The sequence below is a fragment of the Limnohabitans sp. genome, assembly GCF_031539175.1.
Lineage (GTDB): Bacteria > Pseudomonadota > Gammaproteobacteria > Burkholderiales > Burkholderiaceae_C > Limnohabitans.
The window spans coordinates 17,823-42,941 of sequence record NZ_JAVKLQ010000007.1 but is presented as its reverse complement, the minus strand read 5'-3'; the positions used below and the strand labels follow the sequence as shown (position 1 = coordinate 42,941).

The 25,119-nt window shown below is 58.6% G+C and carries 27 protein-coding genes; 8 read left to right on the top strand and 19 right to left on the bottom strand.

Annotated elements, in window-relative coordinates; genetic code table 11:
• Position 1: 1 nt before the first annotated feature.
• Positions 2 to 754 (top strand): molybdopterin-synthase adenylyltransferase MoeB, encoded by a 753-nt coding sequence (locus RMS95_RS01535; protein ID WP_310642969.1) that lies wholly within the window; start codon positions 2 to 4, stop codon positions 752 to 754.
• A 63-nt stretch (positions 755 to 817) separates the two neighbouring features.
• On the opposite strand, the gene RMS95_RS01530 is transcribed toward RMS95_RS01535, so the two are convergent.
• Positions 818 to 1,312, bottom strand: coding sequence for a thermonuclease family protein (locus RMS95_RS01530; protein ID WP_310642967.1), 495 nt, complete (start codon positions 1,310 to 1,312; stop codon positions 818 to 820).
• Positions 1,306 to 1,842: a MarR family transcriptional regulator gene (locus RMS95_RS01525; RefSeq protein ID WP_310642965.1), complete on the bottom strand. Its 537-nt coding sequence runs from the start codon at positions 1,840 to 1,842 to the stop codon at positions 1,306 to 1,308. The genes RMS95_RS01530 and RMS95_RS01525 overlap by 7 nt, the downstream gene beginning before the upstream one ends.
• A gap of 270 nt (positions 1,843 to 2,112) precedes the next feature.
• On the opposite strand from RMS95_RS01525, the gene RMS95_RS01520 reads away from it, so the two are divergent.
• From RMS95_RS01520 to RMS95_RS01510, 3 genes are read left to right on the top strand one after another with little or no spacing between them, the layout of a single operon-like run.
• Positions 2,113 to 3,090: a tripartite tricarboxylate transporter substrate binding protein gene (locus RMS95_RS01520; protein ID WP_310642963.1), complete on the top strand. Its 978-nt coding sequence runs from the start codon at positions 2,113 to 2,115 to the stop codon at positions 3,088 to 3,090.
• A 7-nt stretch (positions 3,091 to 3,097) separates the two neighbouring features.
• The gene (locus tag RMS95_RS01515) at positions 3,098 to 4,426 is read left to right on the top strand and encodes a sulfatase-like hydrolase/transferase (RefSeq protein ID WP_310642962.1); all 1,329 of its coding nucleotides are present in this window, start codon (positions 3,098 to 3,100) and stop codon (positions 4,424 to 4,426) included.
• Between the two features lie 32 nt (positions 4,427 to 4,458).
• Positions 4,459 to 6,141: a SulP family inorganic anion transporter gene (locus RMS95_RS01510; protein WP_310642960.1), complete on the top strand. Its 1,683-nt coding sequence runs from the start codon at positions 4,459 to 4,461 to the stop codon at positions 6,139 to 6,141.
• Here RMS95_RS01510 and RMS95_RS01505 read toward each other — a convergent pair.
• Positions 6,138 to 6,470, bottom strand: coding sequence for a type II toxin-antitoxin system HicB family antitoxin (locus tag RMS95_RS01505; RefSeq protein WP_310642958.1), 333 nt, complete (start codon positions 6,468 to 6,470; stop codon positions 6,138 to 6,140). The genes RMS95_RS01510 and RMS95_RS01505 overlap by 4 nt on opposite strands.
• A complete protein-coding gene (locus RMS95_RS01500) occupies positions 6,467 to 6,751 on the bottom strand; it encodes a type II toxin-antitoxin system HicA family toxin (RefSeq protein WP_310642956.1) in 285 nt (94 codons plus the stop codon). Before RMS95_RS01500 ends, RMS95_RS01505 begins: the two co-directional genes overlap by 4 nt.
• Before the next feature lie 43 nt (positions 6,752 to 6,794).
• On the opposite strand from RMS95_RS01500, the gene RMS95_RS01495 reads away from it, so the two are divergent.
• Positions 6,795 to 8,123 carry a DNA-directed DNA polymerase gene (locus tag RMS95_RS01495; RefSeq protein WP_310642954.1) on the top strand — a complete coding sequence of 443 codons (1,329 nt, stop codon included), beginning with the start codon at positions 6,795 to 6,797 and terminating at the stop codon, positions 8,121 to 8,123.
• Positions 8,124 to 8,128: 5 nt separating this feature from the next.
• Here the strand turns inward: RMS95_RS01495 and RMS95_RS01490 are convergent, their stop codons facing one another.
• The 5 genes from RMS95_RS01490 to RMS95_RS01470 form a co-directional block, all read right to left on the bottom strand.
• A complete protein-coding gene (locus tag RMS95_RS01490; protein WP_310642952.1) occupies positions 8,129 to 8,968 on the bottom strand; it encodes a DUF429 domain-containing protein in 840 nt (279 codons plus the stop codon).
• 84 nt (positions 8,969 to 9,052) lie between these two features.
• Positions 9,053 to 9,478, bottom strand: a complete 426-nt coding sequence (locus RMS95_RS01485; protein WP_310642951.1) for a BLUF domain-containing protein — start codon at positions 9,476 to 9,478, stop codon at positions 9,053 to 9,055.
• An 11-nt stretch (positions 9,479 to 9,489) separates the two neighbouring features.
• Complete coding sequence (gene folE, locus RMS95_RS01480) at positions 9,490 to 10,185, bottom strand: GTP cyclohydrolase I (RefSeq protein WP_310642949.1); 696 nt, start codon at positions 10,183 to 10,185, stop codon at positions 9,490 to 9,492.
• Between the two features lie 34 nt (positions 10,186 to 10,219).
• Positions 10,220 to 11,413 (bottom strand): cardiolipin synthase ClsB, encoded by a 1,194-nt coding sequence (clsB, locus tag RMS95_RS01475; RefSeq protein WP_310642947.1) that lies wholly within the window; start codon positions 11,411 to 11,413, stop codon positions 10,220 to 10,222.
• Positions 11,410 to 12,147 (bottom strand): endonuclease/exonuclease/phosphatase family protein, encoded by a 738-nt coding sequence (locus RMS95_RS01470; protein ID WP_310642945.1) that lies wholly within the window; start codon positions 12,145 to 12,147, stop codon positions 11,410 to 11,412. The genes clsB and RMS95_RS01470 overlap by 4 nt, the downstream gene beginning before the upstream one ends.
• Positions 12,148 to 12,294: 147 nt before the next feature.
• Here RMS95_RS01470 and RMS95_RS01465 point away from each other — a divergent pair, with 147 nt between their 5' ends.
• Together RMS95_RS01465 and RMS95_RS01460 are read left to right on the top strand one after the other, a co-directional pair.
• Positions 12,295 to 12,975: a hypothetical protein gene (locus tag RMS95_RS01465; protein WP_310642943.1), complete on the top strand. Its 681-nt coding sequence runs from the start codon at positions 12,295 to 12,297 to the stop codon at positions 12,973 to 12,975.
• Between the two features lie 68 nt (positions 12,976 to 13,043).
• Complete coding sequence (locus RMS95_RS01460) at positions 13,044 to 14,183, top strand: class I SAM-dependent methyltransferase (RefSeq protein ID WP_310642941.1); 1,140 nt, start codon at positions 13,044 to 13,046, stop codon at positions 14,181 to 14,183.
• Here RMS95_RS01460 and RMS95_RS01455 read toward each other — a convergent pair.
• From RMS95_RS01455 to RMS95_RS01445, 3 genes are all read right to left on the bottom strand, one after another.
• A complete protein-coding gene (locus RMS95_RS01455; protein ID WP_310642939.1) occupies positions 14,149 to 15,054 on the bottom strand; it encodes an alpha/beta fold hydrolase in 906 nt (301 codons plus the stop codon). The genes RMS95_RS01460 and RMS95_RS01455 overlap by 35 nt on opposite strands.
• A gap of 45 nt (positions 15,055 to 15,099) precedes the next feature.
• Positions 15,100 to 15,414: a cytochrome c gene (locus RMS95_RS01450; protein WP_310642937.1), complete on the bottom strand. Its 315-nt coding sequence runs from the start codon at positions 15,412 to 15,414 to the stop codon at positions 15,100 to 15,102.
• An 81-nt stretch (positions 15,415 to 15,495) separates the two neighbouring features.
• A complete protein-coding gene (locus RMS95_RS01445; protein WP_310642935.1) occupies positions 15,496 to 16,773 on the bottom strand; it encodes a PQQ-dependent sugar dehydrogenase in 1,278 nt (425 codons plus the stop codon).
• A gap of 157 nt (positions 16,774 to 16,930) precedes the next feature.
• On the opposite strand from RMS95_RS01445, the gene RMS95_RS01440 reads away from it, so the two are divergent.
• The gene (locus RMS95_RS01440) at positions 16,931 to 17,452 is read left to right on the top strand and encodes a hypothetical protein (RefSeq protein WP_310642933.1); all 522 of its coding nucleotides are present in this window, start codon (positions 16,931 to 16,933) and stop codon (positions 17,450 to 17,452) included.
• An 82-nt stretch (positions 17,453 to 17,534) separates the two neighbouring features.
• On the opposite strand, the gene aspS is transcribed toward RMS95_RS01440, so the two are convergent.
• From aspS to RMS95_RS01405, 7 genes are all read right to left on the bottom strand, one after another.
• Entirely contained in the window at positions 17,535 to 19,346 is a 1,812-nt protein-coding gene (gene aspS, locus RMS95_RS01435; protein ID WP_310642931.1) for an aspartate--tRNA ligase, read from the bottom strand.
• A gap of 2 nt (positions 19,347 to 19,348) precedes the next feature.
• Positions 19,349 to 19,984: a DUF502 domain-containing protein gene (locus RMS95_RS01430; RefSeq protein ID WP_310642929.1), complete on the bottom strand. Its 636-nt coding sequence runs from the start codon at positions 19,982 to 19,984 to the stop codon at positions 19,349 to 19,351.
• Positions 19,985 to 20,022: 38 nt separating this feature from the next.
• Complete coding sequence (locus RMS95_RS01425; RefSeq protein WP_310642927.1) at positions 20,023 to 20,364, bottom strand: FmdB family zinc ribbon protein; 342 nt, start codon at positions 20,362 to 20,364, stop codon at positions 20,023 to 20,025.
• 106 nt (positions 20,365 to 20,470) lie between these two features.
• A complete protein-coding gene (locus RMS95_RS01420) occupies positions 20,471 to 21,916 on the bottom strand; it encodes a sodium:solute symporter family protein (protein ID WP_310642925.1) in 1,446 nt (481 codons plus the stop codon).
• A gap of 18 nt (positions 21,917 to 21,934) precedes the next feature.
• Complete coding sequence (gene ubiB / locus RMS95_RS01415; RefSeq protein WP_310642924.1) at positions 21,935 to 23,503, bottom strand: ubiquinone biosynthesis regulatory protein kinase UbiB; 1,569 nt, start codon at positions 23,501 to 23,503, stop codon at positions 21,935 to 21,937.
• A complete protein-coding gene (locus RMS95_RS01410) occupies positions 23,500 to 24,072 on the bottom strand; it encodes a hypothetical protein (protein WP_310642922.1) in 573 nt (190 codons plus the stop codon). Before RMS95_RS01410 ends, ubiB begins: the two co-directional genes overlap by 4 nt.
• Positions 24,073 to 24,131: 59 nt before the next feature.
• The gene (locus RMS95_RS01405; RefSeq protein WP_310642919.1) at positions 24,132 to 25,100 is read right to left on the bottom strand and encodes a TIM44-like domain-containing protein; all 969 of its coding nucleotides are present in this window, start codon (positions 25,098 to 25,100) and stop codon (positions 24,132 to 24,134) included.
• Positions 25,101 to 25,119: the final 19 nt, after the last annotated feature.

Below are 25,119 nucleotides of genomic sequence, written 5' to 3'. Positions count from 1 at the left end.
GGTGAATGACGACCAACTGCTGCGCTACTCGCGCCACATCTTGCTCGACGAGGTGGGCATCGAGGGGCAGCAGCAACTCATTGACAGCCATGTGTTGATCGTCGGTGCGGGAGGCTTGGGCTCGCCCGTCGCGCTGTACTTGGCCGCCTCAGGCGTGGGCCACATCACCATCGCTGACCACGACACGGTCGATCTGACCAACTTGCAACGCCAAATTGCGCACAGCACCGACCGCGTTGGTGAAGCCAAGGTGACGTCTGCAGCGCAGGCCATGCATGCCCTCAACCCCGAAGTGCGCGTGACCACACTGGCCCACAAACTCGACGCCGACGAACTCGACCGCTTGGTGCCCACCGTGCACGTGGTGGTCGATTGCTGCGACAACTTCACCACACGCCAAGCCGTCAACGCGGCCTGCGTGAAGCACCATGTGCCATTGGTCTCAGGCGCCGCCATTCGCATGGATGGTCAGTTGGCTGTGTATGACGCACGCGACGTGCAATCGCCCTGCTACGCCTGCATTTTCCCGCCAGACACCGCGCCCGAAGAAGTGCGCTGCGCCACCATGGGCGTGCTCGCACCGCTGGTGGGCGTGATTGGCACCATGCAAGCCATGGAGACGGTCAAGCTCATCACAGGCATCGGCTCGCGCTTGGTCGGGCATTTGCAAATGCTGGATGGTCGCGGTATGGAATGGAATGAAATGCGGGTGAAGCGCAACCCGAGCTGCCCGGTCTGCGGAAAAAGCCACTGACGCGCCAGCCTCAGCGAAAAGGCAAGGCGTCACACACGCAGCGCATGCGGCGCGTCAAAGTCCTCAGTGGCAACCGCCAAACCGCTTTCTGAACACCCGAGGCAGCACCGCCCGCCCATCGGCAAACAACCCCAAATGCTGACTCTGCGCCTGCAACTGCAGCGCGTCATATGGGCCTGCACGGCGTTGGTAACCCGAAGACCAAGCGTGTCCCTGCGCCACCATCCACGCCCCCACGTCGTGCCCTTGGCGTGAGATGTTCGCCAGCAAACGACCATAGGTGTCGCGGTAACGGCCCTGCACTTCCACCAACTGCCCTTGCAACACCCCATGCAAGGCCTCGCGCGACTGCGGCCCCCACGCTTGACACACCTCGGGCGCATCAAGCCCCAGCAAACGTATTTTTTGAACCTCACCGCCTTGCAGTGGCTGCACCCACACCGTGTCGCCATCGCTGACATGTGTGACCATGCCCTGCCACGCCAACGCAGACGTGCTCAGCCACCAACACGCCACGACAACAAGGCGGTTCAAGGGCCTCGCTGACAAGGTCAGCACGACGAGGCATCTCCTGAAAACTTGCGCCCTCGCAAGCGGTAAGTCTTGGGCAAATCAGGCTCGATCTCGTGTTTGAGCGCTTGGGCACTCACATGCAAGCGCGCGAGAAAGCTGTCTAACTGCACCATGTCTTCGGGCGACAACACGCCCAAAATGCGGCGATTGATGTCTTGCACCTCGGGCATCAGCTCTTGGTACAGGCGCAAACCTTCTGCCGTCAGCGTCAACCGTGCGCCACGTCGATCGGAAGGCATTGTGGTTCGCATGATCAGCTGCTTTTCAACCAAGGTGGTGATGGCACGCGAGGTGCGCGCACGGTCTAAATGCGCGCGCTCAGCCAGCGTGGACGGAGGCATGCCTTCGTGTCCGTAAAGCAACCCGAGCACACGCCATTCGCGACGCGTGATGCCGTAACGCCCTTCGCACAAGCGCACGACCATGGCACCCGCGTCAGCCGATAACAGACCCAGTCGAAACAAAAGCAAGTCATCGACAGAGTCGAGGCGCTGGGAAGGTGTGCGTTGTGTCATCAGGGTTTCCGAGGAGAGCAATTGATTAGAACAATCAAGGGGCTGGCGCCTACATTGTGAAGGTTCCGAACCTCCACTGACGCACGATGAAATTCAAATCTCACTTCCGCCGCTGGATATGGCTCGCCAGTTTGGCGCCGCTGCACCTGGCGCACGCGCAAGACAGGCTAGTGCTCAAAATACATGCTGAAACTGGGCTACGAAGCCAGTGACTCCAACAGTGCCAACTTAGTCACCGGCGTCTCGCTGGACTAACCACATCAACACCCTATGAAAAACACACCCACACTCTTACGCTGGTTGGCGCTCGCCATGGCATGCATCAGCCCGTTCACGGCGGCTTTGGCACAAGCGCCGAGTTTTCCAAACAAACCCGTCAGGTTGATCAATAGCTTTCCACCGGGCGGGCCATCCGACATCTTGGCCCGCTCTTTGGGCGAAGCCATGCAGCAAACCCTGAAACAACCCTTTGTGGTGGAAAACCGCCCCGGTGCGGGTGGCAACTTAGGCGCAGACTTGGTGGCCAAGAGCGCGCCCGATGGGCACACGGTGTTGATCGGCATCGACACCACGTTCACCATCAACCCAAGCATCTACACCAGCATGCCCTACAAGGTGAACGACCTCAAACCCGTGATGATCATTGCATCGTCGGGCTTGTTGATTGGTGTGAACCCAGCCACGCAGATCAAAACCATGAACGACTTGATCTCACGCGGACGTGGCAAAGGCTTGACCTTCAGCTCGGGCAGCAACGGCAGCCCCGGCCATTTAGCCGCAGAGATTTTGGGAGACACCGCCAAAGTCAAAGTGACCCATGTGCCTTACAAAGGCAACACGCCCGCGGTGACGGCGGTGATTTCAGGGGAAGTCGATGGCGGCGTACTCGCCACACCGGGCATGTTGCCCTTCGTCAAAGCCGACAAGATGAATGCGCTGGCCGTGACCAGCCGCAAACGCTCCCCCCTCGCACCCGAGGTGCCTACCGTGGCCGAACTGGGTTTGAAAGACTTGTCGTTGGAAGTGCTCTACATCGCCATGGTGCCCACGGCCACGCCGCCCGAGGTGGTGGCCATTTTGCAAAAAGGCATGGCTGACGCCTTGGCACGCCCTGACATCAAAACACGCTTAGATGGCTTGGACTTGGTCATCGAAGCCGAAACAGGCACCGCCGCTGCACAACGCCTTGAAGGCCTGCGCAACCGGTACGCCCCCATCATCAAATCCACTGGCATGCACATCGAATAAACGGCCCATGACACAACGCCCCAACATCATCTTCATCGTCGCTGACGACTTAGGCTTTGCCGACCTCGGTTGCTACGGCGGCCGCGATGCCAAATTTGGCCCCGTCTCTCCGGTACTCGACGGCTTGGCCGCCAACGGCCTGCGTTTGACCGAAGGCTATTCCAACTCCCCCGTGTGCTCGCCCACCCGCTTCGCCATGATGACGGCACGCTACCAATACCGCTTGCGCGGTGCGGCCGAAGAACCCATCAACAGCCGCAGCAAAGGCAGCACCACGCTGGGTTTGCCGCCCGAACACCCGTCCTTGCCATCGCTGCTCAAAGCCAGCGGCTACCGCACCGCCTTGATTGGCAAATGGCACTTGGGCTACCCCCCTTCGTTCAGCCCCCTCAAGTCGGGCTACGAAGAGTTCTACGGCCCCATGGCCGGTGGCGTGGACTACTTCAGCCATTGCAGCGGCAACGGCACGCACGATCTGTACAACGGCGAAGAAGAGCATTCAGAAGAAGGCTATTTGACGGACCTGTTGTCAAAACGTGCCGTGGACTATGTGGAGCGCATGGCCCCAGGTGCGGCGCAAGACACGCCTTTCTTTTTGAGCCTGCACTACACCGCTCCCCATTGGCCGTGGGAAACACGCGAAGACCACGCCTTGGCCGAAGAGGTGAAAAGCAATTTGTTTCACCTGCACGGCGGCAACATTCACACCTACCACCGCATGATCCATCACATGGACGAAGGCATTGGTTGGCTCATGCAAGCGCTGGAGCGTACCGGCCAACTCGACAACACCTTGGTCGTCTTCACCAGCGACAACGGCGGCGAGCGTTTCAGCGACAACTGGCCCTTGGTGGGCGGCAAGATGGACTTGACCGAAGGCGGCATTCGCGTGCCTTGGATCGCCCACTGGCCCGCCGTGATTGCCCCCGGCGGTGTGAGCCAACAACATTGCATGACCATGGACTGGTCAGCCACCATGCTGGAGCTCGGTGGCGCCACACCCGATGCCCAACACCCACTCGACGGCGTGTCGCTCACATCGGTGCTGCGCGATGCCTCGCACCAGTTTGATCGCCCCCTGCACTGGCGCATGAACCACCGCGGTCAACGCGCATTGCGCCATGGCGATTGGAAGTATTTGCGCGTGGACGGCAACGACTACCTGTTCAACATCCCCGCCGATGAACGTGAGCGTGCCAACCTCGGGGGCCGCCAACCCGAACGCTTGCAAGCCATGCGTCAAGCGTGGGAAGACTGGCACGCGACCATGCCCCCCATCCCCGAAGACGCCACCGTGAGTCTGGGCTATTCCGTCAAAGACATGCCTCAACGCTGATATAACAACGTGCATCCGATTACGATCAACACATGCACCACCTGAAACACTGGCTCCCGTTCTTAAACTGGCAACGCCCCACCTCACACCTGCTCAAAAGCGAAGCCTTCGCAGGCTTGAGCGTCGGTCTGATGGTCATTCCACAAGGTGTGGCGTATGCGGCGTTGGCGGGCATGCCGCTGATCACCGGCATTTATGCGTCGCTGCTGCCAGCGTTGGTGGCGGTGCTGTTCAGCGCATCGCAGCGTTTGTCGGTGGGGCCCACGGCGCTCACGGCCATTTTGGTGTCGGCGTCACTCAGCGGGATGGCGGAACCGGGCAGTGCAGCGTGGGTCAACCTCACGGTGTGGCTGTCGCTCATGACGGGTTTGTTGCAAGTGGTGCTGGGTTTTGCGCGTTTTGGCTGGCTGTTGAATTTGGTCAGCTCGCCGGTGTTGATGGCGTTCACACAAGGCGCGGGCGTGCTCATCATCTCGTCGCAACTGCCGGCGTTGCTCGGGTTTCAGCAGGGTTGGTCAACGCTGCTGAGCGGCTTAGGCATGGACTGGGCCAGCTTGGTGTTTGGCTTGGTCACCTTGGTGTTGCTGGTGTTGGCACGCCGCTGGCGCCCTACGTTTCCGACCGTCTTGGTGGTGGTGTTGGGCGCGGCAGGTTTGAGCTGGGCGTTGGGGCTTGAGGCTTCGGGCACGGCGGTGGTGGGCGCCTTGCCGCAAGGTTTGCCGGCGTTGTTTGTGCCCAGTGTGATTGATTGGGAAGTGTTCAAGCAATTGGTGCTGCCCACACTGGTGATCACGCTGGTGAGCTTTTTAGAAACCGCATCGAGTGCGAAGGTGGACAACGACCGCAGCGGCAAACGCTGGGACCAAGACCAAGACCTGATTGGCCAAGGCCTCGCCAAAGTGGCTTCAGGCCTGTGCGGTGCATTTCCCACAAGTTCGTCCTTCAGCCGTTCGGCGCTGAACTTGTATGCGGGCGCCCAAACGAGTTGGGCCACTTTGGTTTCGGTGGCCGTGATCTTGGTCATCCTCTTGTTTTTCACTTCCATGTTGCACCCCGTGCCGCAGTCGGTGCTGGCGGCCATCGTGGTGGCGGCAGTGATGGGGCTGATCAAGCCACATGCGTTTGTGCAGCTGTACAAAATTAACCGCGTTGAGGCAGCCACGGCCGTGGTGACGTTTGTCATCACCCTGCTCTCAGCCCCGCGTTTGTATTGGGGCGTACTGGCCGGTGTGGTGATGGGCCTGAGTCACTTTTTGCACACGCGCTTGCACCCGCGCATCATTGAAGTGGGGCTGCACGCCGATGGCAGCTTGCGCGACCGCCACCTGTGGAAACTACCCCCCTTGGCCAACCACCTTTATGCCCTGCGCATGGACGCCGAACTGGACTTTGCCGCCGCCAGCACCCTAGAACGCACGGTGATGGAGCACCTTAGCCAGCACCCCAACGTGGCCCATGTGTGCCTGTTTGCCCTGCCCATCAACCGCATCGATGCCACTGGTGTAGAAAGCCTCGCAAAACTAGAAGCCATGCTGCGCGAGCGCGGCATCAGCCTGCACATCAGCGGCATGAAGCTACCGGTAGAAACCGTGCTGCGCCGCGCAGGCTGCCTGCAAGCGCATGCGGGGCTGCACATGTATCGCACCGATGCGGAGGCGATTGCGCAGCTGCGGCAACTGGAGGCGTTGCCTGCGGATATGGGGTGGTGTATTTAAACGTGCGCAGCGGACTGCAACACCTCAGTCGCCCACTGATTCAAACTCTTCCCCGCCGCCTGCGCTGCGACCAAAGCAGCCCCATGTGTTTCAGGCGGCACACGCAACATGAGCTTGCCTGATGCGGGCTTTTCGGGCGTGATGCCTTGTGCTTTGCAGTCGTTCAAAAAGTCGTCAATCGCCACTTCAAACTCGTGGCGAAGTTCAGACACAGTTTCTCCATGAAAACTGATGATGCTGCGCAAGCCCAAAACGCGGCCAACAAAGATGTTGTCTCGCTCATCAAACTCGATGCGAGCAATGTAGTTTTTGTAGGTCATGGTGTTCATGGCTTCACTCCGATTCGTTCTAACAACTCGCGCACTTCTTCCACCTGATAACGCTTGGCTTCTTTGCCTGGGTGCGGGCGGTGACAGCGCCATTGCTCCCCCTTGAGGATGATCTTGACGCGTGAGCCTTCTCGCTCATGCACTTCACCACCTAAGGCCACCAACAGGGACTCGATGTCTGCAAACACCAACGAGGCCGAGGTGGGCTTGGCAAACACAGCACGCAGCGTTTTGCGGTGTTTGGTGTTGACGCGAACAATGCTATCAAAAAGTGCAAGCACAGGCAACACCCATTAGAAAATACTGTGTTTAAATACAGTAATCATGCTTCGCTCCCTCTTCGTCGACTTCAACAGCTACTTCGCTTCGGTAGAACAACAGCTCAACCCCGCGCTGCGCGGGCGGCCTGTGGGCGTGGTGCCGGTGCTGGCCGACACGTCGTGCTGCATTGCCGCCAGTTACGAGGCCAAGGCGCTGGGCATTGGCACGGGCACGGGTGTGGCCGAGGCGCGGCAGCTGTGCCCCGACATTGCCATCGTGCTGGCCGACCACGCCAAGTATGTCGAGATGCACCACCGCGCCGTGGCGGTGGTGGATACGCTGGCCCCCGTGCGCCAAGTGCTGTCGATTGACGAGATGGAGTGCGAGCTGACCGGCCGCTGGCAACAGCGCGAGCGTGCGGTGGGGCTGGCCGAGCGCATCAAGGCTGAGGTGGTGGCGCAGCTGGGCGAATGCATGCGCACCTCGGTGGGCATTGCGCCCAACACGCTGCTGGCCAAGCTGGCGTCCAACATGCAAAAGCCCGATGGGCTAACAGTGATTGAGGCGCACGAGCTGCCGCAGCGTTTGTATGGGCTCAAGCCCAAAGCGATCAACGGCATTGGCCCGCGCATGGTGCAGCGGCTAGAGCGCTGCGGCATTCACACGATGGCGCAGCTGTATGCCGCGCCCCGCGAGCTGCTGCGCACGGCATGGGGCGGCGTGGCGGGGGCCGAGATGTACGACAAGCTGCGCGGCCAGTGGTACGGCCCACGCGAGACGGTGGCCAAGTCGCTGGGCCACTCACACGTGCTGCCGCCCGACCTGCGCAACCCCGCAGGCGCATTTGCCGTACTCAACCGCCTGACGCAAAAAGCGGCCATGCGCCTGCGCAAACAAAACGTGTACGCCACCAGCCTGAGCGTGCATGTGCGATGCCGCCACGGGCACGGACGCGGTGGCCCCAAAGGCCTGATGATGGGTGGCGACCGCGCCGCACAGATTGGCGAAACCCAAGACACAGCATTTTTGTTGCATACCTTAGAGATTTTGTGGAACAGCGGCCTGCACCTGCTGGCTCAGCCCGTGACGGTGGGCGTGCAGTTGCATGGGTTGATTGAAGCGGGTCAACACACAGGCGATTTGTTTGGGTTTGATGAAGCTGCAGCCGATGCTGCGGGGGTTGCGCCCGACCCTGCGGGCTCGCTGTCCGCGCGCACGGCCCAAAAAATTGCCCCTGTGCGCGACCGCCGCAAACTGCTGGCCGCGATCGACACGCTCAACGGCAAGCACGGCAAAAACACGGTGTACTTCGCCAGCGCGCAAGCGGGTCTAGACCACGCGCCGATGCGCATTGCGTTCAATCGAATTCCTGATTTGGCGTCGGAGCGTTAGGCGTCTTAAGCTGTCACGATCCATCCCTCCAACGGATCGCACTCAGGCAAACCGTATTGCCCATGACCCGCTGCGTGCTGGGCTTGGGCCCACGCGGCTTGCACCATGCACAACACAGCGTCGAGGCTGTCACCGCTGGCGTCGTCGACCAAGGTGTCGTGTTGGGCGTGGGTGAGTTTGAGGCGAAGGCCCAAACGGGTTTGGCCCACCTCCAAGGTTTGCAAAAGCTGTTTACGGGCAATCAAGCGCTCGGGGGTTTGTTTGGCTTTGTCGTCGCTTTTGTAGCTGGTGTTGCCGATCAGCTCACGCGCCAACAAGCCGGGGTAGGCCTCCAAGGCAATGCGCGGGACGTCGGTCAACACAGCGGGGGCATGCAGACCGGGCAAGGTGACGCCTGCCTCAATCAACAGCGGCACGCCCGCGTGCAGCATGTAGGCGACGGGTGGATTCACCCATTTCATGGATGGGCTCGAACCCGCAGGCGTGTCGGTGGCACGGTGGGCGAATTTGCCGCCCACGGGCCGCGCATTGCAAAAGGCTTTGAAGGTCTCGCGTATTTCGGCGCGGCTGAGAGCGGCGTAGTGCTGCATGCAGGGCAACCAATCGCGGGGCCAATTCAAGGTTTCAACCAACTCACGGGGCAGACCAAAGGGCAAATCAAACCCACCCACCCACGCTTGTGGCTGTTGCAGCCAATCGGCAAAAGCGCTCAAGTTGTCAAAGCGTTCCAAGCTTTGCAGTTGCACGCGCCCTGCTTTGGCGTACCCCAAGGCCAGCACCACGGGCTTGCGTTTGGAGGGGCTGCTGCTGAAATCGCAGCCTATCAACAAAGGGGGGTTGCTCATGCCAAGCCCAATGTCATCCAACCAGCGTGCCGCAAGGGCAACCCACGGGCGCCCACGCCACCATCATGATCAATGCGAAGCGGGTCAGGCGCGGCCGATGATGGACGCTGTGGCCATCAGTTCTTCGAGCAAGGCAAACGACACTTCGCCCGACACGCTGTAAGGGTCGAGCTCGGGGGTTTCGGAGTACTTCAACACGATGGACGGGTTGAGTTTGTCCAAACGCACTTGGCCCATGGTCCAGCCACCAAAACGACGCTCGGTGATTTCTTCGTAGGCCAAGATCACCACGTCTTTGTGACGCGCGTCTTTGGTGATGTGCGTGTACAAGGCATTGACTTGGTTGCGACCACCTTCGATGGCTTGCAAATAAATACCACCGCCATAACAAAGCACGCCGGTGATGCCGTGACTCAGGTTGTGCGCACGAGAACTGGCCAGAATAGACTCCGTCGCCTCGTTCGACTCTGGATTGACCGAACGGCTGACATACAACAAACGAACCAACATGGCATCAATCCTTATTTAGGAATCAGAGACAAGAACTCACGGCGCAAATTGGGGTCTTTCAGGAAAGCCCCGCGCATGACCGAGTTGATCATCTTGCTGTCCATGTCTTTCACGCCGCGCCATGACATGCAGAAATGGCTGGCTTCCATCACGATGGCCAAGCCGTCGGGTTGGGTTTTTTCTTGAATCAAGTCGGCCAGTTGGACGACTGCCTCTTCTTGAATTTGAGGACGGCCCATGACCCATTCGGCCAAGCGCGCGTATTTGGACAAACCAATCACGTTGGTGCGCTCGTTAGGCAACACGCCAATCCAAATCTTGCCAATGACGGGGCAAAAGTGGTGGCTACACGCGCTGCGCACGGTGATGGGGCCGACGATCATCAGCTCGTTCAGGTGCTCAGCGTTGGGGAATTCGGTGATGGCGGGGGCTTTGACGTAGCGGCCTTTGAAAACCTCTTGCAGGTACATCTTGGCCACGCGACGTGCGGTGTCGCCGGTGTTGTGGTCGTTCTCGGTGTCAATCACCAAGCTGTCGAGCACCCCTTGCATTTTGGTTTCGACTTCGTCGAGCAAGGCCTCCAACTCCCCAGGCTGAATGAAATCAGCGATGTTGTCGTTGGAGTGAAATCGCTTACGGGCGGCGGCAATGCGCTCACGGATCTTGACAGATACGGGGGTGCCTTCAAAGTTGTCATTCTCATTCATGACGTCGATGGTAGCAGCGAACAAATATCCCTATTCAGTAACGTTTGCCCGTCAAAAACACGCCAAAGCGCAGCACCCAAGACGCAAAAACGTCTAAAGCCCGCTGCGTCCAAGGGCGATGGAGGTAATCGTGTGGCTCTACGCGGCGGGCACCCGCATTCATCGCGGCTTCCAAGTTGGACTTGAGATCGCGTGCAAACGCGGGGTCGCGCACCACCACATTGGCCTCGCGGGCCAGCAACAGACTCAAAGGGTCGAGGTTGGAAGAGCCAACTGTGGCCCACTGCGCGTCGATCACCGCCACTTTGGCGTGCAAAAAACTCGCGTGGTATTCGTAAATCTCTACGCCTGCAGACATCAGCTGCCCATACAGCTGACGCGAGGCTCGGTAAGGCAACAGATATTCGTATTGACCTTGCAACAACAAGCGCACCCGCACGCCGCGCTTGGCCGCCATCACCAAAGCACGGCGCAAACGCAGGCCCGGAAAAAAATAGGCACTGGCCACCACCACCTCTTGGTGTGCCGTACCAATGGCTTTGCGATAGGTGCGCTCAATCTCACTGCGATGACGCACGTTGTCGCGCAGTACCAAATGCACGCCCCCACGCGAGGCGTGATGCCGCAACGGATGGGCCAAGCGCAGCGCCTCCAAAGCGCCCACCAAATCTTGATGGCGTAAATCGCGCACAGCCTCCATGCGTGACCACAGCTGGGCCATGGTGTCATGCACCGCGCTCACCAAAGGGCCATGAATTTGCACGGCATAGTCCAAACGCGGGGCGCTTAACAGGCCTTGCACATGTGGGTCCAAGAAATCATCCAAGATGTTGATGCCGCCACAAAACGCCACGTGTGCATCGACCACGCAAAGCTTGCGATGCAGCCGCCGCCAACGGCTAGGCACTGTCAAGCCCAGACGCGTCAAAGGCGAAAACACCCGCCATTGCACCCCCGCTTGCGTCAAGCGCTGCGACCACACGGCAGGCAATTGCCCCGTCCCCACACCGTCCACCACCACGCGCACCGCCACACCACGCTGAGCTGCTGCCACCAAAGCTTCGGCCACATCGGCGCCGGCACCCGCCATGCTGAAGATGTACGTCTCTAAACGCACCTCGTGCTTGGCCGCGTCGATGGCCTCCACCAAAGCAGGGAACAAATCAACCGCACCCACAAGCAAACGCATGGGATGCGTTTGAGCTGTGACTGGGGAGGTTGGGGTCATGGGGCCTCCCAAGCCAACTCCACCAGCAGCGGCAAATGGTCTGACATGCGGCCCCAAATGTGGCCTTTCGGCACTTGGGTCCCCACGATATGCACGCCCCGCGCGTACACGTGGTCGAGTTGCACCAAGGGCAACCGCGACGGGTAAGTGGGTGCGGGCGCATCGCCGTTGGTGTGCAAGTCCACGCCCGCCATCATGCGGGTGATGGTGCTGCCCCAGTCGTTGAAGTCGCCGGCCACCAGCAACGGCATCTCCGCTGGTACCTCACGGGCGATGTAGTCGTGCAGCTGCTTGATTTGCCGGACGCGACTGGCTGGCAACAAACCCAAATGCACCACCACCACATGCAAGTCGCGCTCTTGCACGCGCAAGGCAACGTGCAACAAGCCGCGCTGCTCAAACCGGTGGTCGGACATGTTTTCATGACTTTGCGTCAAGACAGGCCAACGGCTGAGCAAGGCATTGCCGTGCTCACCATGACGCGTGATGGCATTGGTGCGGTACACCGGCGTGTAGCCCTCGGGTGCCAAAAAATCCGCTTGACCCAAGGCCGGCCAATGCGCAAAACGCCGCGCATGGCGGTGATTGAAGGCGCGGACCTCTTGCAAGCACACGATGTCCGCATCGAACTGCTCCACGGCATGGCCGAGGTTATGAATTTCCAAACGACGTGCGGGCCCTAAGCCCTGCACGCCTTTGTGGATGTTGTAAGTGGCGACTTTGAAGGTTTGCATCTTGATGTTTCAGAGTGTGCCTGAGCCAGAAGACGGATCAAGGTCACAAAAATCTGATACAAACTAGATATGTTGAAAACCAATACTTTCCTATTTACTTCCGCGCTTCTACTGGCATCAGCAAGCGTTCACGCCAACGACACCGTCATGCAGCGCTACACCGAGCCCAAAGTGCAATGGGGCATGAGCTTGGGGATCAACCGTTACACCGAACCCAAAATGCAGCTGCTGGGCACTGAAGTGGGCGTGCATGCGCGTCTCAGCGGCCTCAGCGATTTGCCCAACTGGCAATTCGAAGGTGATGTTTCTTTGGGGCGTCAAAAATACACCAGCACAGACACCGGTAACTTGGATGGCGTACTCAACGTCGAAACCCGCTGGCGTGCGCTGGCACCCATTTATCGAACAGGCGCAGCAGGTCAAGAAGGCCTCTCTGGGGGGTTGGGTCTGCACACGTTGTGGAATGATTTGCGCGGCAGAACCAGCACCAACTACGCAGGCTACGAGCGCCTCGCCACCCAAATTTGGTTGCCTGTGCGTTGGACCAGCGCCAATGCGTGGGAACTTGAAGGTGGCCTGCTGCTGCGCGGCACCCACACCTCGCGTTTGTCGCAAGCCAACGCGGCCAATGCCGACATTCGCAACACCCAAACCAATGGCACGTACCTGCAAGCGAACACACGTTTCAAATTGGACGATGGCACCAGCCTGTCACCTTTCGTCCGGGTGACTCGTTTGGGCGACTCGGACACCGTGCGATCAAACGGTCAATCTTGGTTCGAACCCAAAAGCACCCGCTGGCAAATCGGCGCTGTCTTGAATTTTTAAGGCCATGGCGAGCGACCTCCAACCGCTCGCGCCAGTGAGCACTCTGACGCGCCTCTATGATGCGCGCCATGTCCCAAGCTCCCGAATCTCTCACTGACTTACCCACTTGGCGCGCCGAAAGTGGCGCGCCCGCACCTCGCCGCGTGGTGCGTGCGGACGACACTTTGTCAGCCGATTCGGCGTACCGCTTGGCCTGCGAAGGTACGGGCCTGTTGTGGCAAGGCGACTTTCACAACGCTCGCCAATTGCTGCAAGCCCTCATGCGCCGCGCAGAGCGCAAGCCACGCAAAGCCAGCAAAACAGCAGAAGCGCCTCCAACGCCCGCCCAACACTTCCACCTGCACCGCCAAGCTCTAGGCCAACGTGCCCGCACGCTGGCGATGGTGCTGGTGCCCCTCAACGGCGACTACACCATTCCCCTGCGGCGAGCCCCCGATTTGCGCCAAGCCTGCACCGAAGCATGGGGCCCAGCCACGGGCGAAGCCTGCATGGTGTCGCTGCGCGAACTGCTAGGCCTCGTAGGCGCACACGAATGGCGCAAGAAGGGCCTTGAAATCCCCGCGTTGGGGGATGCCCCCAACAACCGCATTCACCCGCACTATGGCGTGTTCTCGCCCGTGCGTGGTGAATACCTCGATTTGGTGGCGAACACACCGCTGCCCAACAAAACCCTGGCCTTTGACATTGGCGTAGGCACAGGCGTGCTCTCGGCCTTGTTGGCCAAACGCGGGGTGCAGCGCATCGTCGCGACCGACCTTGACCCACGCGCCCTCACCTGCGCCCGCGAGAACTTGAAACGCCTGCAACGCATCGACAAAGTGGAACTGGTGCAAGCCGACTTGTTTCCCGAGGGCCAAGCGCCCTTGGTGGTGTGCAACCCGCCTTGGGTGCCCGCCCGCCCCAGCTCGCCAATTGAGCATGCGGTGTACGACGAAGGCAGCCGCATGCTGCGTGGGTTTTTATCTGGCCTGCGCGCGCATTTAAGCCCACAAGGAGAAGGCTGGCTGATCTTGTCAGATTTGGCGGAGCACTTGGGCCTGCGCTCACGTGAGGAACTGTTGGGCTGGATCGCAGAGGGTGGCTTGACGGTTCTAGGCCGTTACGATATCCGTCCGCGTCACGGCAAAGCGGCTGATGCGTCTGACCCGCTCCATGCCGCACGGTCTCAAGAAATTACGTCCCTGTGGCGCCTTGGTAGCGCCGCTTGATCCAAGGCCAAAAGCCACGCTCCGTGTCTTCTCGGGCTTGCTTGGCTGCGGTGAAGGCGGCATCAACGGGTACTTGGCTCAACGCCTGCAGCACAAACTGACACACCGCGGGCGTGAACGGCGCAGGGTGAGCGGCACCGGCCACTTCGAACACCTCACATTGCGCAAACTCTTGCTGCATCTCACGCACTTGCTGCGGGGGACAAACGCCTGACGCGCCACCATGAATGAGGCGAACAGGCCCTTCAAAATGACTCAGCAAGTGGCCGAACTTCATGCCTTTCCAGTCCTTGCGATAAGGCAAATCAAAATGTGCCGGCAACTGCACCGCATGCACTGCGCCCAATGAGACATTGAGTTGCGCGGCCAATGCCTCGGGCTCGGGCAAGCGACCTTGCACTTTCATGCCGTCATACAAACCGTAAATAGACATCCAATGCAGGCTCAGGCCAATGTCGTTGAAAAACAAGCCAGCAACCCGAGAGCCCAACTCGTGCGCCAGATACATCGCCAAAATACCGCCCATGCTGGTGCCCATCACCTCCAAACGCGTCACAGGCCCACCCTCGCGCAAGACGACTTGGTTGATGAAAGCCAAGGTATCGGCCAAATACACCGACATCGCGTAGCCCTCATCACGCAGCAATGGGCTTGAGTCACCACGACCGCATTGCTCCACGCTGATCACGCGCAGCCCACGCACACCTTGCGCCGATTGCAACAAAGCATCAAACGAGGCACGGGTTTCTAACAGCCCTGGCAAACACAACAACACATGCGTGCTGCTGGCATCGCCTACCTCGCTGTACGCCAAGTGGCGTTGCGTGTGGGGCAAAGGATAAAAACGGGCGGGGAATTGAGAAGTGGTCATAACTAGGGTTTATCCTAATTCATCCAACGATCTCTGGAAAATACATCAAGGCAGCTCAACGGTCACCTTGATCGCGCTATACCAAGCTGCGAGTTGTGCAATTTCAGCATCGGTGAGCGGCTTGGCGATCACGCCCATCACTGCATTTTGTCGTTGGCCACCGCGGTAACTTTTGAGCTGCTCGCTCAAGTAAAGCGCTTGCTGGCCTGCCAAGTTGGGCGCATTCGGCAGCGTGGCCACGCCATGAGGGCCATGGCATAACGCACATGCCACATCGGCTTTGGCGCGACCTGCCGTGACGTCATCGGCCAAGCTGTTGAACGCTGCCAACATCAAAGAAATAAACAAGGCTATTTTCATGAAGACCCTTCAAAAAGCGGGGCCTCGCAATGAGGCCCCGCGTTGGATGCGCTACAAGCGCAAGGCTTGTATCAACCCCACTTAGTTGCCGGTGTAGCTGATGCGATAGAGCGCACCCGCGTAATCATCAGACACCAAGATGGAACCATCGGGCAAGTTGACCACGTCGACAGGGCGCGCCAAGGCACGACCGGTGACTTTGTCCAAGAACCCATCGGCAAACACTTCAGAAGGACCTGCTGTGCCATCGGCCTTGATCGGTACGTAGTTGATCAAGTAACCCGTAGGTGTCGAGCGATTCCAAGAACCGTGCGACGCCACAAACAAACCGCCTTGGTATTTCTTGGGGAAAGCCGTGCCGGTGTAGTGGGTCAAGCCCAGTTGCGCTTGGTGCGCAGGAAATTCGACTTGTGGGTAGATGGCGCCAGCTGGCTCTTTCATGTCTTTCAAATCGGGGGCTGCAGCAGAACCCGCCACTTTGAAATGACCGTTGTAGTACGGGAAGCCAAAGTGCTCGCCCGCTTTGGTGAGTTTGTTCAACTCACCTGGTGGAATGTCATCGCCCAAACCATCGACTTGGTTGTCCGTGGCCCAGATGTCGCCCTTAGGCCCAATCGAGATGCCCGCAGGATTGCGCATCCCTTTGGAATAAACGGTACGACCGGAACCGTCTAAACCGTTGAAACGCAAGACACCGCCAATACCGACCTCTTCATACAAGGCAACTTTGTCTTTGGGTTGCACGTTGTACGGCTGTCCCATGGTGACAAAAATCTTGCCATCGTTGGCCACTTTGCAAACACGACCTGTGTGGTTGAACGATTGCTCTTCCACAGGAATCAGCTTGCCTTCTGGCACCACCAAGTCCACCGCAACGTCTGGGCCTTCGTAGAAATATTCTGCAGCGGGGAAGTGCAAGATGCGGTTGGATTCAGCCACGATCAAGAAACCGTCCTTGGTGAAACACACCCCGTTGGGGTTGCTAAATTTGATCGACGGCGCGAATGCTTTGACCTCGGTGGCGGCATCGCCGTTGTTGCGGTTCGTCACAGCCCACACGGTGGTTTTGCGCGTACCGACAAACAGCATGTTGGTGGACGGGGCAACGGCCATGTAGCGTGCGTCGGGCACCACAGCGTAGAGGTCAATTTTGAAGCCCTCAGGCAGTTTGACTTTTTTCAGGTTGGCACGAATGGCATCCGCATTTTTCCCCTCTTGAGGAATCGATGGAATGTTCATGTTGGTGGCGGTATTGCCCATGCGCTGAAGCGTCGACAAGTTTTTGTCTTGAGCGATGGCAGAAGTGGTGGCCAGCGCTGACACAGCCAGGGCGAGCGCAGAGAGTTTGATCAAGTTCACGAGGCACCTTTAATCCGTTGCAGGGAATATTCCCTGCATTCATACTAAGAATGAGTAAGGTTTAGTCGCACCTTGAAAACCCTAGGTACCCCACGAAATCAGACACGCATGTGACAAAAATAAAAGCGCTATCAGCGCCACCGCTAACATCGCAGACATGCTCAAACACACCCATAACACGGACAACAGCCTGCCCGTTCTCACTCTTTCTGCTGGTGTCACGGCCGTGATCGGCGATGAAGGCTCAGGTAAAACTCGTTTGCTGCACCAATTGGCGGCGGCTTACGCGCAGCAAGTGTTTGAGTGCGATTTGAGCTTGCCCGGTCAAGACAACGACACCGCGCAAGGCTGCTGGGATGCGTGGCAGGCGCGCTACCCGCACTTCGACGACGCGCTATTGCGACAACTCATTGAAGCCCTGAACTTGAGCGAGCACACCCACAAACAGCTCTTCATGCTGTCGACAGGCAGCCGCCGCAAAGTAGGTCTTGCGGGCGCACTGGCCTCGGGCGCCATGGTGACTTTGCTCGATCAACCGTTTGTCTCGCTGGACGCGGCATCCATTCAAGAAGTCTTGGGCTTTTTGCAAGACATGAGCGCGCACCCCACACGGGCATGGGTGGTGGCCGATTACACCGTGCCCAAGGGGGTTGATTTGGCATCACTGATTCAGCTTTGAGTCGGACGCTGCGACAACGCGTGGGCCACAAAAGCCAAACGCCACCCGAAGGTGGCGTTTGGCTGAGAAACATCAGGGCTGATTAAGCCTTGGCTGCATCCAAGTTGCGCAAACGAATGTGCAATTCGCGCAACTGCTTTTCGTCCACAGGGCTCGGTGCTTGCGTGAGCAAACACTGCGCGCGTTGGGTCTTGGGGAAAGCAATCACGTCGCGGATAGATTCAGCGCCGGTCATCAAGGTGACGATGCGGTCCAAACCGAAGGCCAAGCCACCGTGTGGCGGCGCGCCGTATTGCAGGGCATCGAGCAAGAAGCCGAACTTGAGCTGAGCTTCTTCGGGCGTGATCTTCAAAGCGTCAAACACTTTTTGTTGCACGTCGGCGCGGTGGATACGGACGGAGCCGCCACCCATTTCCCAGCCGTTCAACACCATGTCATAGCCCTTGGAGATGCACTTCTCGGGCGCTGTGACCATCCAGTCTTCGTGGCCGTCTTTGGGCGCGGTGAAGGGGTGGTGCACAGCGGTGTAACGCTGGCTTTCGTCGTCGAACTCGAACATCGGGAAGTCGACCACCCACATCGGCGCCCAACGGTTTTCGAACAAACCGTTTTTCTTGCCAAACTCGCTGTGGCCAATCTTGATGCGCAACGCGCCGATGGCGTCGTTCACGATCTTGGCTTTGTCTGCGCCGAAGAAAATCAAGTCGCCGTTTTGCGCGCCTGAACGCTCCAGCACGGCATTGAGTGCTGCATCGTGGATGTTCTTGACGATGGGCGACTGCAAACCGTCACGGCCTTTGGACAAGTCGTTGACGCGGATGTAGGCCAAGCCTTTGGCACCGTAAATCTTGACGAACTCGGTGTAGGCGTCGATCTCGCCACGGCTGATGCCGCCGCCTTCGACGGAGCCATTGGGCACGCGCAGGGCCACCACGCGGCCGCCCTTCATGTTGGCAGCGCCTGAGAACACTTTGAAGTCCACATCGCTCATGACATCGGTCACTTCGGTGAACTGCAATTTCACGCGCAGATCAGGCTTGTCTGAGCCATAGATGTGCATGGCGTCTTGGTACGTCATGACGGGGAACTCGCCGAGGTCCACACCAATGGTCTTTTGGAACACGCGCTTGATCATGCCTTGGAACATGTCGCGAATTTCTTCCTCGCTCAAGAACGAGGTTTCAATATCAATCTGGGTGAACTCAGGCTGACGGTCTGCGCGCAAGTCTTCGTCACGGAAGCACTTGGTGATTTGGTAGTAACGGTCATAGCCCGCCACCATCAACAGCTGTTTGAACAACTGTGGCGACTGTGGCAATGCAAAGAAGTGGCCATCGTGCACGCGACTGGGCACAAGGTAGTCGCGCGCGCCTTCGGGCGTGCTTTTGGTCAACATCGGTGTTTCGATGTCGACGAAGCCGTTTTCGTCCAAGTACTTGCGCACTTCCATCGACACTTTGTAACGCAACATCAAGTTGTTTTGCATGTACGGACGACGCAGGTCGAGCACGCGGTGTGTGAGGCGCGTGGTCTCAGACAAGTTGTCGTCGTCAATTTGGAACGGGGGTGTGACGGACTCGTTCAACACGATGAGCTCGTGGCACAGCACTTCAATCTTGCCGCTCTTGAGGCCTTCGTTGGTCGTGCCTTCAGGACGGGCGCGTACCAAGCCTTTGACTTGGATACAAAACTCGTTGCGCACGTTCTCAGCCACTTTGAACATCTCGGGACGGTCTGGGTCACACACAACTTGCACATAGCCCTCACGGTCGCGCAGGTCAATGAAGATCACGCCACCGTGGTCACGACGACGGTTGACCCAGCCGCACAGGCTCACGGTTTCACCGATCAGGGCTTCGGTCACCAGACCGCAATAGTGGGAGCGCATTGCCATTTTTATTTTCTCTTTTGGTTGATAGCTGGGGCGCTGGGGGACACAGCGCCCATGGAGATGACATACGTCAGCGCTTCGTCGACGCTCAAATCGAGCTCAATGACATCGCTGCGTGGCACCAACAGGAAAAATCCGCTGGTGGGGTTGGGTGTGGTCGGGACATAGACGCTCAAGTACTCGCCTTGCAGCTTGCTGGCGACTTCACCCACGGGTGTGCCCGTCTGAAAAGCAATCGTCCACATGCCCGCGTGAGGGTATTGCACCAGCAGCGCTTGGCGAAACGCATTGCCATTGCTGGAGAACAAGGTGTCAGACACCTTTTTGACGCTGGCATAAATCGACTTGACGATGGGGATGTTGGTGAACAACTTGTCCCACTGGCGAACCAGCCATTTGCCCAACACGTTGGAGGCCAACGCACCGGTCACCAGCAGCACCAGCAACACCAAAATCACGCCCAAGCCCGTCATATCGCGCAAGGAGGTGACGGTGGTTTGCGACACCAAAGGACGGAACTTGGAGAGGGTGTCAATGAAGATGCCATCCATCACACCCACGAGCCAAGTCAGCACCCAAACCGTGATGGCCAGAGGGGTCCAGACCAACAGGCCTGCGAGCAGATATTTTTTAATGGGCATGAGGTGCTCGGGTTGGGAGGAAGGCGTTCAAACGCGAATCAATGACAAGCGCACGAAGCGCCGCAACCACCTGCAGCAGGGGTGCTGGTCGAAGAAGACTCTGTGGCAGCACTGGCAACCGCGGGTGCAGCAGCGCTGTCGCCCCCCGTGGACGACGACTCGGCAGGCACGGCGGCTGGTGCCGATGTGCCGCCTGAACCGCCTTTGAAGTCGGTGGCGTACCAACCCGAACCTTTGAGCTGAAAGCCCGCGGCGGTGAGTTGTTTAGAAAACGTGGGTTTGCCGCAGGCTGGGCAGTCGGTCAACGGATCGTCGGCCATTTTTTGCAGGACGTCCTTGGCATGGCCGCAGGACCCGCATTTGTAGGCGTAAATGGGCATGGCTAGGAGGGTTCGGTAAAACCACTAATTATAGGCGCCCGCCCCGTCTTCAAGGGCTACGCCACAAGCTTGGCGCAACCGAGGCTTGCCCAGCGCTTCTGGCTGGTCAGGCCACACCCACCAATTTGTGATGGCTGCTGTGGGTATTGCGAATGGCTTGTGGGCCCAACGAGCCGCCCACCATGCCCACCCAACTGGCCAACACCCCAGCCAATTGCGCAGGAAACGCTTGCCCCGCAGGCGTGGCCAAGAAAATGCCCCACGTGAGCAACCCCAAAACAATCGCAAAAATGGCCCCTTGGGTGGTGGCGCGTGCCCAATACAAACCAAAGACAAGCGGCACAAACGCCCCCACCAACGTCACTTGGTAAGCACCCGAGACCATTTCATAAATCGAGGTGCCTTGCATGCGGATGGCATAACCCAGCACCAAGAGACTGAATACCAACACCGTCACACGCATCGCCTTGAGCTCTTGTTTGTCACTTTGGTGAGGCTGAAATTGACGCCAAATATTCTCGGTAAAGGTCACGCTGGGCGCCAGCAAGGTGGCCGAAGCACAAGACTTGATGGCCGACAGCAACGCACCGAAGAACAGCACCTGCATGACAAACGGCATCTGCGTCATCACCAACGTGGGCAACACTTTTTGTGGGTCATCGGCCATGAGCGCCGTGGCTTGCTCTGGCATGATGAGCATGGCACTGACCACCAAAAACATGGGCACAAACGCAAACAAGATGTAGCAAATGCCACCGATCACTGGGCCATGTGTGGCCGCCTTGATGCTGTTGGCCGACATGACACGCTGAAACACGTCTTGCTGCGGAATAGAGCCCAACATGATGGTGATGGCCGAGGCCAAAAAGAACAACACATCTTTGGTGTTGGGCTCGGGCCAGAACTTGAACATGTCTTGGCTGATGGCCAGCGCCAGCACCTTGTCCGCCCCGCCCGCTTGGCCTGCCGCAAAGAACGCCAAGATCGACAAGCCCACCACCAAGATGATCATTTGGATGAAGTCGGTGATCGCGACCGACCACATGCCGCCAAACAAGGTGTACGCCAAGATTGACACCACACCAATCACCATCCCCAGCTCCATGCTGACTACGCCATCAGACAACAGGTTGAAGACAAGGCCCAAAGCCGTGACCTGTGCCGACACCCAGCCGAGGTAGCTGACTATGATGATGAGCGAGCACACCACTTCTACCGTGCGGCCATAGCGCTCGCGAAAGTAATCGCTGATGGTGAGCAGCGTCATGCGGTAGAGCTTGGCCGCGAAGAACAAGCCCACAAAAATCAAACAAAAACCCGCGCCAAACGGGTCTTCCACCACACCGTGCAGACCGCCATTCACAAACTTGGCGGGGATGCCCAACACGGTCTCCGAGCCAAACCACGTCGCAAACGTGGTGGTGACAATCATGGCCATGGGCAGGTGACGGCCCGCAATGGCGAAGTCAGCCGAGTTTTGAACGCGTTTGGCCGCCATCAAACCAATGGCAATGGTGACCAACAAATAGACGATGACGAGTGTGAGCAGCACGGGTCAACTCCTGAAAAATCAATAAAAAGCGTGGGTACGCATGAACAGCTGCACCAGCAACAAACCGCCCAAAAAGCCTGCCCCCACCCACATCAGGCGCTGCAGCATGCGGTTGGTGCGGCGCTGTTCATCGATGAGTAATTGCAACTGTGCGTTGCTGTCGTTTTGGCGATGCTTCAAAAAGTCATGCACCAAGCGAGGTAATTCGGGCAACAGCTTGGCGTAGCGCGGGGCTTCGGCCACCAATTGGTCCCACAGTTTTTTGGGGCCCACTTGGTCGAGCATCCACTTTTCCAAGAACGGTTTGGCGGTGCTCCACAAGTCCAGCTCAGGGTCGAGCTGGCGGCCCAAGCCTTCGATGTTGAGCAGCGTTTTTTGCAACAACACGAGCTGCGGCTGAATCTCAACATTGAAGCGGCGCGAGGTTTGAAACAAACGCATGAGCACCAGGCCCAATGAAATTTCTTTCAACGGGCGATCAAAGTACGGTTCGCAGACCGCGCGAATGGCGGATTCCAACTCGTCGACCCGCGTATCAGCGGGCACCCAGCCGGACTCGATGTGCAGTTCAGCCACGCGTTTGTAGTCCCGTCGAAAGAAGGCCGTGAAGTTTTGCGCCAAGTACTCTTTGTCGGTTTCTGTGAGCGTGCCCACGATGCCAAAGTCCAGCGAGATGTAACGTCCAAAAGTGGCCGGCTCTAAGCTCACTTGAATGTTGCCGGGGTGCATGTCGGCGTGGAAAAAACCATCGCGAAACACCTGGGTGAAAAAGATGGTCACGCCATCGCGTGCGAGCTTTGGAATGTCCACACCCGCGGCACGCAAACGGTCCACTTGGCTGATGGGCACACCCTTCATGCGCTCCATCACGATCACATCATCGCGGCAGAAGTCCCAAATCATTTCGGGAATCAAGACCAAACTGAGGCCTTCCATGTTGCGGCGCAGTTGCGCGGCGTTGGAGGCTTCACGCATGAAGTCGAGTTCGTCGTGCAGGTACTTGTCAAACTCGGCCACCACTTCGCGGGGTTTCAACCGTTTGCCGTCAGCCGACAAGCGGTCCACCCAACCGGCCATCATGCGCATGAGGCTGAGGTCTTTATCGATCACTGTGAGCATGCCAGGGCGCAACACCTTGACCGCCACTTCGCGCGTTGTGCCGTCGCGATTTTTGATGACCGCAAAATGCACCTGCGCGATGGACGCGCTGGCCACGGGCTTGTGCGTGAACTCCACAAAGATCTCATCCAACGAACGTCCAAACGCACGCTCGATGATGCCCACCGCCACGTCAGACGAAAACGGTGGCACACGGTCTTGCAAATGCGCCAGCTCGTCAGCGATGTCGGGCGGCAACAAATCGCGACGGGTAGAAAGCACCTGTCCAAATTTCACAAAGATAGGCCCAAGGTGCTCCAGCGCCTCACGCAAGCGCTGGCCGCGAGGAGCCGACAAATCGCGCCCGATGGACACAATGCGCGCCAACAAACGCAGACCCGGCTTTTGGAAACTGGTGAGCACCAACTCGTCCAAGCCGTAGCGCAAGACGATCAGAACAATGTAAAAACCGCGCAAAAAGCGTGTCATGTCGAAGCCTTCGTCGTCATGCGCTGTTGCACAAAGCTGCGCAAGGCCTCGACCACCCTCAGACCGGTTTGCACCACGGTGTGGGCAGGCGCGTCACCGATCAAACGCGCCAAATCTTCTTCTGCGTCCCAACGCACATGGTCGATGAGCCAATTGACTTCAGCAGCCAGCTGCACATCGCCTTCAATGCGAATGGGGGGCTTCTCGCCTTGCAAGACAGTTTTGGCCAAGGCAAAAGGCGAAGGCTCGTTCACACGCAACACCAAGTCGGCCGCCGAGGCCCCGTCTTGCGCAGGTATGAACTCGACCAACCCTGCCGGTGTGAATTGACACTGAAACACTTGGTCGCGCCAGCAGACCTGCACTTGGCGACCTTTTTGGCGCTGCAAACGATCACGTGCAGCAGGCTCGTGCATCAACACATGGTTCAAAAACAAGACCACGCGTTGCTGCACTTCGGCCACCGCCCAAGCAGGCGGCGTGAAAGAAGACGGGAGATCGGTCGGGAGTTTGGCGCGCAACGCATCTGCTGCGTCGGCCAACCAAGAAAAAGGGGACTGTGTTGCCATAGTCCCCAATTATTCCTTGTTTGGACGCCCCTCTCGAAGCGTCCTGATAAAGCCGTGGTTTATTGCAGCGCTTGCACGCCCGCGACCAACCAACCCAAGCTGCCGTCTTTGGGTTTGGTCATGTTCCAAACTTCACGGAATGGTGTGGGACCGGCCGACGTGTCTTCGCGAATCAAGCCTGAGAACTCCACGCTGGCCATGTAAGCCGCCCCGACTTCTTCGATGCCCAACAACTGTGCATCCAACATCACCACCTCGGTGTGGTTGACTTGACCGCTGGCCGTGGCCTCGCGCTCTGCCAATTGCGTTTTGATCTCGTCCAGCATGCTGTCCGTCATCATGACGCGCAAGGCGGGGATGTCTGAACGGTCCCAAGCTTGCTGCAAGGTGATGAAGTTTTGTTTGGCAGCGTTCACAAAGCCCAAGGTGTCAAACCCAGCCGGAATGCCCCACGTCTGGTTGCCAGCCAAGCCCGAACCGATCATGGAGCCGCCCGCATAAGCCGCTTGAGGGGCGTAAGTTGGATCGGTATCCATGGGGCGAGCCGAAGCGTCGTTGCCCACGTTTTTGGGGTTGTATTGCGGCAAATTGCTGGGGTTGACGGGAGCACCCGCGCCTTCAAAGGCGAAAGGGCTGTTGCCCGCCTGCTCAGGTTGACGACGGCGCATGACCATGCCCACCACCATCATGACGCCCAAAGCAATCAAACCAAACATCAAAAACTGGCCAAACTCAGCACCAAAGCCCAAGGAGTGCGCCAGCCAAGCCAAGCCTAAACCGGCCGCCAAGCCACCCAACATGCCGCCCATGCCCCAAGATTTCTTAGGTTGAGCCACCGCAGGGGCTGCGCTGGGCGCGGTACTGGGAGCGGGCGTGACAGCTGGGGCGGGTTTGACCGCCTCACGTTGCGTCACGTTACTGGACTGCTGCCCCATGGACTTGCCGCCACCCAAGCGCTTGGCAGCCTCGGCGTGCAGGCTGGTGAGCGCCATTGCAATCACCAAAATCGTGGTCCACAGTTGTTTCATTTCTTGATCTCCATTGATT

Bases quoted from the DNA above. Each gene is read 5' to 3' on its own strand.
- RMS95_RS01440 (WP_310642933.1), top strand. From the start codon at position 16,931: ATGCTCAAACACACCCATAACACGGACAACAGCCTGCCCGTTCTCACT.
- RMS95_RS01485 (WP_310642951.1), bottom strand. From the start codon at position 9,478: ATGTTGGTTCGTTTGTTGTATGTCAGCCGTTCGGTCAATCCAGAGTCG.
- RMS95_RS01410 (WP_310642922.1), bottom strand. From the start codon at position 24,072: ATGGCAACACAGTCCCCTTTTTCTTGGTTGGCCGACGCAGCAGATGCG.
- RMS95_RS01525 (WP_310642965.1), bottom strand. From the start codon at position 1,842: ATGACACAACGCACACCTTCCCAGCGCCTCGACTCTGTCGATGACTTG.
- RMS95_RS01460 (WP_310642941.1), top strand. From the start codon at position 13,044: ATGTCCCAAGCTCCCGAATCTCTCACTGACTTACCCACTTGGCGCGCC.
- RMS95_RS01520 (WP_310642963.1), top strand. From the start codon at position 2,113: ATGAAAAACACACCCACACTCTTACGCTGGTTGGCGCTCGCCATGGCA.
- RMS95_RS01425 (WP_310642927.1), bottom strand. From the start codon at position 20,364: ATGCCCATTTACGCCTACAAATGCGGGTCCTGCGGCCATGCCAAGGAC.
- ubiB (WP_310642924.1), bottom strand. From the start codon at position 23,503: ATGACACGCTTTTTGCGCGGTTTTTACATTGTTCTGATCGTCTTGCGC.
- RMS95_RS01495 (WP_310642954.1), top strand. From the start codon at position 6,795: ATGCTTCGCTCCCTCTTCGTCGACTTCAACAGCTACTTCGCTTCGGTA.
- RMS95_RS01465 (WP_310642943.1), top strand. From the start codon at position 12,295: ATGCAGCGCTACACCGAGCCCAAAGTGCAATGGGGCATGAGCTTGGGG.
- RMS95_RS01505 (WP_310642958.1), bottom strand. From the start codon at position 6,470: ATGAACACCATGACCTACAAAAACTACATTGCTCGCATCGAGTTTGAT.
- RMS95_RS01490 (WP_310642952.1), bottom strand. From the start codon at position 8,968: ATGAGCAACCCCCCTTTGTTGATAGGCTGCGATTTCAGCAGCAGCCCC.
- RMS95_RS01405 (WP_310642919.1), bottom strand. From the start codon at position 25,100: ATGAAACAACTGTGGACCACGATTTTGGTGATTGCAATGGCGCTCACC.
- RMS95_RS01510 (WP_310642960.1), top strand. From the start codon at position 4,459: ATGCACCACCTGAAACACTGGCTCCCGTTCTTAAACTGGCAACGCCCC.
- RMS95_RS01430 (WP_310642929.1), bottom strand. From the start codon at position 19,984: ATGCCCATTAAAAAATATCTGCTCGCAGGCCTGTTGGTCTGGACCCCT.
- folE (WP_310642949.1), bottom strand. From the start codon at position 10,185: ATGAATGAGAATGACAACTTTGAAGGCACCCCCGTATCTGTCAAGATC.
- RMS95_RS01470 (WP_310642945.1), bottom strand. From the start codon at position 12,147: ATGCAAACCTTCAAAGTCGCCACTTACAACATCCACAAAGGCGTGCAG.
- RMS95_RS01455 (WP_310642939.1), bottom strand. From the start codon at position 15,054: ATGACCACTTCTCAATTCCCCGCCCGTTTTTATCCTTTGCCCCACACG.
- RMS95_RS01515 (WP_310642962.1), top strand. From the start codon at position 3,098: ATGACACAACGCCCCAACATCATCTTCATCGTCGCTGACGACTTAGGC.
- aspS (WP_310642931.1), bottom strand. From the start codon at position 19,346: ATGGCAATGCGCTCCCACTATTGCGGTCTGGTGACCGAAGCCCTGATC.
- RMS95_RS01450 (WP_310642937.1), bottom strand. From the start codon at position 15,414: ATGAAAATAGCCTTGTTTATTTCTTTGATGTTGGCAGCGTTCAACAGC.
- clsB (WP_310642947.1), bottom strand. From the start codon at position 11,413: ATGACCCCAACCTCCCCAGTCACAGCTCAAACGCATCCCATGCGTTTG.